The 396-nt window shown below is 58.3% G+C and carries 1 pseudogene; it reads right to left on the minus strand.

The features are described from left to right. A pseudogene (locus CAY35_RS09685) lies at window positions 1-396 on the minus strand (hypothetical protein); the annotation flags it as partial.

The raw sequence follows: 396 nt of genomic DNA on the forward strand, positions 1-396 counted from the left end.
AGTGGTTTGGCTTTGATGTCGAGGGTGCCGGGGATGGTGTCCCAGGTTTTACCGTTATCGAGGCTGTACCGTCCGGTGTAGGTCACGGTGGCTTCAACGGTGTAGGTTCCACGTTGGGTGTAACGGTGGGAGGTCGAGGTTTCGGTCTCCCACACGTGTGCTCTGCTCGGCAGCATCTTGCCCGGTGTACGGGAGATGCGAGCGTTGCCGTCCCCGTAGCTGTAGCGCCACTTTTGAGGTGTCAGTTCCACGGTGACTGGTTCGTCGAGGACTTTCACCTTCTTACTGATCACGCCGTCACCTTCGCTGCCTGTGAGGTAGAAGTTGGTCCAGGCGTTGGTGATGGTGTTGGGTTTGATCGCATCCGTGGTCACTTGCCCGGCATCGATCCGGATG

This window comes from Pseudoglutamicibacter cumminsii (assembly GCF_003143995.1).
GTDB classification, from domain to species: Bacteria; Actinomycetota; Actinomycetes; order Actinomycetales; family Micrococcaceae; genus Pseudoglutamicibacter; species Pseudoglutamicibacter cumminsii_B.